We start from the raw sequence: 4,899 nt of genomic DNA, 5'->3' as shown, positions 1-4,899 counted from the left end.
CTCCTCGTGCCGCCCCTGCCGCTGCAGGGTCCGGCCCAGCATCAGCCGGGCGTAGTGCTCCACCGGGTCGCGCTCCATGATGAGGCGCAACTGAGCCTCGGCGCGGCGCAGTTGGGCCGAGTGGTAGTAGGCACGCGCCAGCAGCAGCCGGGGTCCGGTCTGCTCCGGCACCTCCTCGACCAGCCCGGCGAGCACCCGCCCGGCCGCCGTGTAGTCCCTGGCGTCGAAGAACATCCGCGCGCGCTCCCAGCGCTCGGCGGGGGTTCCGTGGTCGTAGTACGTCGTGTCCACTCGTGACCTCCTTCGCCGCCGACAACGGAACCGGTTGGTTGAATATTCCACTACCTTCTGCGGCTGGTCTTGCGTCGGCCGTCTTCCGGCCGGCTCAGGGCCGGGTGACGCACTGACGCGACGGCCCGTACGGCACTAGGTTGGGCGGTATGAGCAACCTTGACCGTGAGGCGGTACCCACGGTGTGCGGCGGCCGCGGGTTCGTGGTGGCCGAGCCCGTGCGCGAACTCCTCAGCCCGCGCCGCGTCCGGCTCGGCGAGTCCACCGAAGTCCGCCGGCTGCTGCCGAACCTCGGCCGCCGCATGGTCGGCGCCTGGTGCTTCGTCGACCACTACGGTCCCGACGACATCGCCGACGAGCCCGGCATGCAGGTGCCCCCGCACCCGCACATGGGCCTGCAGACCGTGAGCTGGCTGCACGAGGGCGAGGTGCTGCACCGCGACTCGACCGGCAGCCTCCAGCTGATCCGCCCCGGTGAACTGGGCCTGATGACCTCGGGCCGCGCCATCAGCCACTCCGAGGAGAGCCCCCGCTCGCACGCCCGCTTCCTGCACGGCGCCCAGCTGTGGGTGGCCCTCCCGGACGGCCACCGCCACACCGACCCGCACTTCGAACACCACGCCGAGCTGCCCGTGGTCACGGCGCCGGGCCTGAAGGCCACCGTCATCCTCGGCGCCCTCGACGGGGCGGTTTCGCCCGGCACCGCGTACACCCCCATCGTCGGGGCCGACCTGTCCCTGGCCCGCGGCACGGACGTACGCCTGCCCCTGGACCCGGACTTCGAGTACGCCGTCCTGTCCATGTCCGGCGAGTCCCACGTCGACGGTGTCCCGGTCCTGCCCGGCTCCATGCTCTACCTCGGCTGCGGCCGCACCGAACTCCCCGTCCGCGCCGAGTCCGAGGCGGGCCTGATGCTCCTCGGCGGCGAACCGTTCGAGGAGGAGCTGATCATGTTCTGGAACTGGATCGGCCGAACCCAGGAGGAGATCGCTGCGGCCCGCCGGGACTGGATGGAGGGCACCCGCTTCGGAGAGGTGAAGGGCTACGACGGCGCCCCGCTCCCGGCCCCGGAACTGCCCCCGGTGCCGCTGAAGCCGCGGGGGAGGGTGCGTTGACCCGCGGAGACATCTGGGCGCCGAGGGTTGACAGGGGAGAAGTGTGCAGGCGCTTCCGCACGTTCTCCGGCCGTCCGCGGGAAGAGGGCTGAGCGGGCTGCGGACCCGGGTCGGGGTGGTCGGCGATCCCACGATGTGGCCGTCTGCAGGCAGCTCTGGCAAAACTCTTGCTGACTCAATGCTGACTTCGCCGACATCCCGTCTGATACCTGTGCGAGTGGGGACAGAGACGCGTGACGTCGATCGACTCGACAGCTGCGGGCAGCTGGTCGGTGGCGCTTCCGCTGCCCGTGCCGGCGGTGTGGGAAAGCCCCGCCGGGGCCCGGAGCCGGGAGGCGGCCGGGTCCCGGCGGAACGGAACGCCGGTCAGGAACTCGGCGACACCTGAATCGTCGTGGTCAGGTCGTCGTCGTCCGACTCGTGCAGGACACTGACGCGCGTCCCGGTGTCGGGGACCGACACGCCCAGCCGGGGCGCCGCCGGGTCGGTATAGACGCCGGTGTGGTCGTCGAAGTACGGCACCCCCGGCTCACTGCGGATCCAGGTCCGTACCCCCGCCTTGTGCAGCGCGAACGGCGTGGTGCGGTGCAGCGAGAACGGCGCGTCGAAGCTCTGCGCCCGTGCGTTGACCGCGGTCCCATCGGCGAAGCGGATCTGCGCGGGATGCGCGTCGACGGGCAGGATCAGGCCGTGGCCGGGGTGGTCGGCGGTGTTGTTGTCGCTGAAGGCGGTGTCCCACAGCCAGACCAGTACGCCCTGCTGGTACGGGTACGTGTCGATCACGTTCTCCTTGCCCGCGACCCCGGAGTAGCCGAAGTTGTAAGGCCCGGTGCGCAGGAAGGTGCCGTAGCCGGCGTAGCGGCGGTTCTCCACGAGGTAGGCGCGCGCGTGGTGTTCGACCGCGACGCGGCCCTGTATGACACGGAAGCCGGTCGAGGTCCAGCCCGGGCCGCCGTTCTCCGCGCCGTCGTCGAGGATCGTGTCGGCGCCCGCGGCGACGCGGACCGCGTCCACCAGGACGCCCTTGCCGTGGGTGTTGCCGTCCGAGGTGACGTGGAAGCGCAGCCGGACCCGCTGCCCGACGTAGGCGTCCAGTGGGATGTGCAGCTGCGCCCAGGTGCCGGAACTGCCGCTCAGCCCCGGGGTGTTGGCCGTGGTGTTCCCGATCGGGGTGCCGTTCACCGTGCCGCCGAGGGCGGTCCAGGTCTTGCCCGCGTCGGTGGACGCCTCCACGGAGAAGAAGTCGTAGCCGGGCTCGGTGTCGTACCAGGCGGCCGTGTCGAGCGCGGCGGGCCCGGTGCGGCCGGTGAGGTCCACGGTCCGTTCGAGGGTGCTGTCCAGGTTGTCGCCGGCGCCGCTCCACCACTGGGCCGTGCCCTGGTACGGGTCGGCGAGATCGGTCTCGGTCCGCCCGTCCGGCAGATGGACCAGGGTCGCCTGCGCGTGCCGGGTGTTGTACGCGCTCACGCCGAGCACGTGCCGGGAGCGCGTCGCGGCCCGCGCCTCGTCGTAACCGAGCCATCCCAGCTGGAGTTCGCTGTACGGGTCCAGGTCGCCCGGGTACTCGCCGGTCGTGTTGCGGCCGCGGCCCAGGTAGGACCCGGACGACATCAGCGACCAGAAGTTGACGCTGTTGTCCCCGCCAGTCAGCGGATACATGTCCGGCAGGCCCAGGTTGTGGCCGTACTCGTGGGAGAACAGGCCCACACCGCTGTTCTCACCGGCCTGTACGTAGTCGTAGACGTACATCCCGGTGTCGCCGACCTGCGCGCCGCCGAGCTTGGCGCCGGCCGGGCCGGTCGTTCCCGTGGGGTCGGGGAAGTCCCAGGCGCGGTGGGCCCACAGGGCGTCGTCGCCCTGCGCGCCGCCGCCCCATGTCTGGTCCACACCGGCGTGCACCACGATCACGTTGTCCAGGTAGCCGTCCGGCTGGCTGAAGTTCCCGTCGTGGTTGGCGTCGTAACGGTCGGCCGTGTCGTACTGGGCGAGCTGCGCCTTGATGTCCGCGTCACTGCGGCCATCGGCACGCTGCTGCTTGTACCACGCGTTGACCGCGTCGCGGATGAACTCCTGCGCCTGGGTCCACGCGCCGTTGCCCTCGGGGCCCTTGTCGCTGCCGTAGCGGGCCTCGTTGTAGGGCACGGTCACCCAGCCGCTGACGGTGCCCTGGATGTCGTAGCGGCCCGCGGACTGGGTGCGGTAGTAGTTCCGGACGGAGTTGGCGCCAGGTGTGTCGTCGAAGAACATCTTCTGGTAGTAGGACTTGCTGAAGTCCGGTTCCCAGTAGGTGTGGGTGTCGTCGCGGCCGGGCCTGGGGATCTGGTCGTGCCGCGGGCCGGGCGTGCCGCCGTAGCGGACGTGGCCGTTGTAGAGCGTGCTGTCGTCGACCTTGTCGCCGAACTGCGCCAGGATCACGAACACCTTGTCCGTGCGCTGCCGGGCGAGCGGGACGTAGTCGTCGCCGATCTTCGCCCGTGCGGGGGCTCTGCCGTCGGAGGTCCGGGCGAGGGTTCCGGAGTTCAGCCGCTGCATGGCCTGTGCCCGCAGCGCCTGCTGGCGGTGCGCCGGCGCGGCGACCGGGGGCTGGGGCCCCTCGGCGCCCATGGCGCGGTGGGCGGCGGCCGCCGGCTCGGGTGGGGACGGTTTCTCCTGTGCTACGGCGGGAGAGCCGAGCAGGGCCGCGGCTATCGCGCTGGTGGTGAGCGCGGCCAGAAGTCCGGTCGCGGAGGGTCTGCGCATCTGCAGCACCTTCGAGTCGAGGGTGGTGGACTGACGGCCAGTAATATTTCACATGTCATACTGCTTAACTAGTCTCAAGTACCGACGAGGACACGGCGCATCCCCGGTGAGGCGGCGGATGGCGCAGGAGGTGGCCGCCGGTGGCGCCGTGCTCGTCGGCGTACCGGTGCGCTGATGTCCGGTGCTGTTTTGAATACTTTTGTTGGTCATAGACTCGCCGCGTGACTGGTGAGGATTCCGCGTTCGCGGTGCTGGGTGTGCTGAGCGACCCTCTGCGCCGCCGGCTCTATCGGCACGTCGCCGCCGCCCCCGGCGAGGTGGGACGGGACGCGGCGGCCGAGGCGGTCGGGGTTTCCCGGTCGCTGGCCGCCTTCCACCTGGACAAACTGGTGGAGGCGGGTCTGCTGGCCGTGTCCTTCCGGCGGCTGTCCGGGCGCACCGGCCCCGGGTCGGGGCGGCCGGCGAAGATGTACCGGCGGGCCGAGGGTGAGCACACCGTGTCCGTCCCGCCCCGGTCCTACGACGCCGCGGGCCGGCTGCTCGCCGAGGTGGTGGAGAACGCCGGCCTGGACCAGGCGCTGCAGTCCGCGGCGAAGGCGGCGGGGGAGGCGGATCCGGACGCGGCCGCCGGTGACCTGGTCGAGGTGTTGCGGGCCCGTGGCTATCAGCCCTTCTGGGACGGGGAGACGCTGCGGCTGCGCAACTGCCCCTTCCATGCGCTGGCCGAGGAGTTCCCCGCCTTGATCTGCGGGAT

At 71.1% G+C, this 4,899-nt stretch carries 4 protein-coding genes; 2 read left to right on the top strand and 2 right to left on the bottom strand.

The window, feature by feature from the left end; translation table 11 throughout:
- Window positions 1–291, bottom strand: a 291-nt coding sequence (locus tag IE249_RS09765) for a tetratricopeptide repeat protein (protein WP_229857961.1), incomplete at its 3' end; no start/stop codon positions are given.
- A 149-nt stretch (window positions 292–440) separates the two neighbouring features.
- On the opposite strand from IE249_RS09765, the gene IE249_RS09760 reads away from it, so the two are divergent.
- Entirely contained in the window at window positions 441–1,406 is a 966-nt protein-coding gene (locus IE249_RS09760; RefSeq protein ID WP_189704372.1) for a pirin family protein, read from the top strand.
- A 366-nt stretch (window positions 1,407–1,772) separates the two neighbouring features.
- Here IE249_RS09760 and IE249_RS09755 read toward each other — a convergent pair whose 3' ends face one another.
- Complete coding sequence (locus IE249_RS09755) at window positions 1,773–4,145, bottom strand: immune inhibitor A domain-containing protein (RefSeq protein ID WP_229857958.1); 2,373 nt, start codon at window positions 4,143–4,145, stop codon at window positions 1,773–1,775.
- A 221-nt stretch (window positions 4,146–4,366) separates the two neighbouring features.
- On the opposite strand from IE249_RS09755, the gene IE249_RS09750 reads away from it, so the two are divergent.
- Window positions 4,367–4,899 (top strand): helix-turn-helix transcriptional regulator (locus IE249_RS09750; protein ID WP_229857956.1); only part of this gene is annotated, 533 nt, incomplete at its 3' end.

Source organism: Streptomyces anandii JCM 4720 (assembly GCF_014650655.1).
Taxonomy (GTDB): Bacteria; Actinomycetota; Actinomycetes; order Streptomycetales; family Streptomycetaceae; genus Streptomyces; species Streptomyces anandii.
The sequence above is the reverse complement of the archived record's forward strand: the minus strand, read 5'-3'. Positions and strand labels throughout refer to the sequence as shown.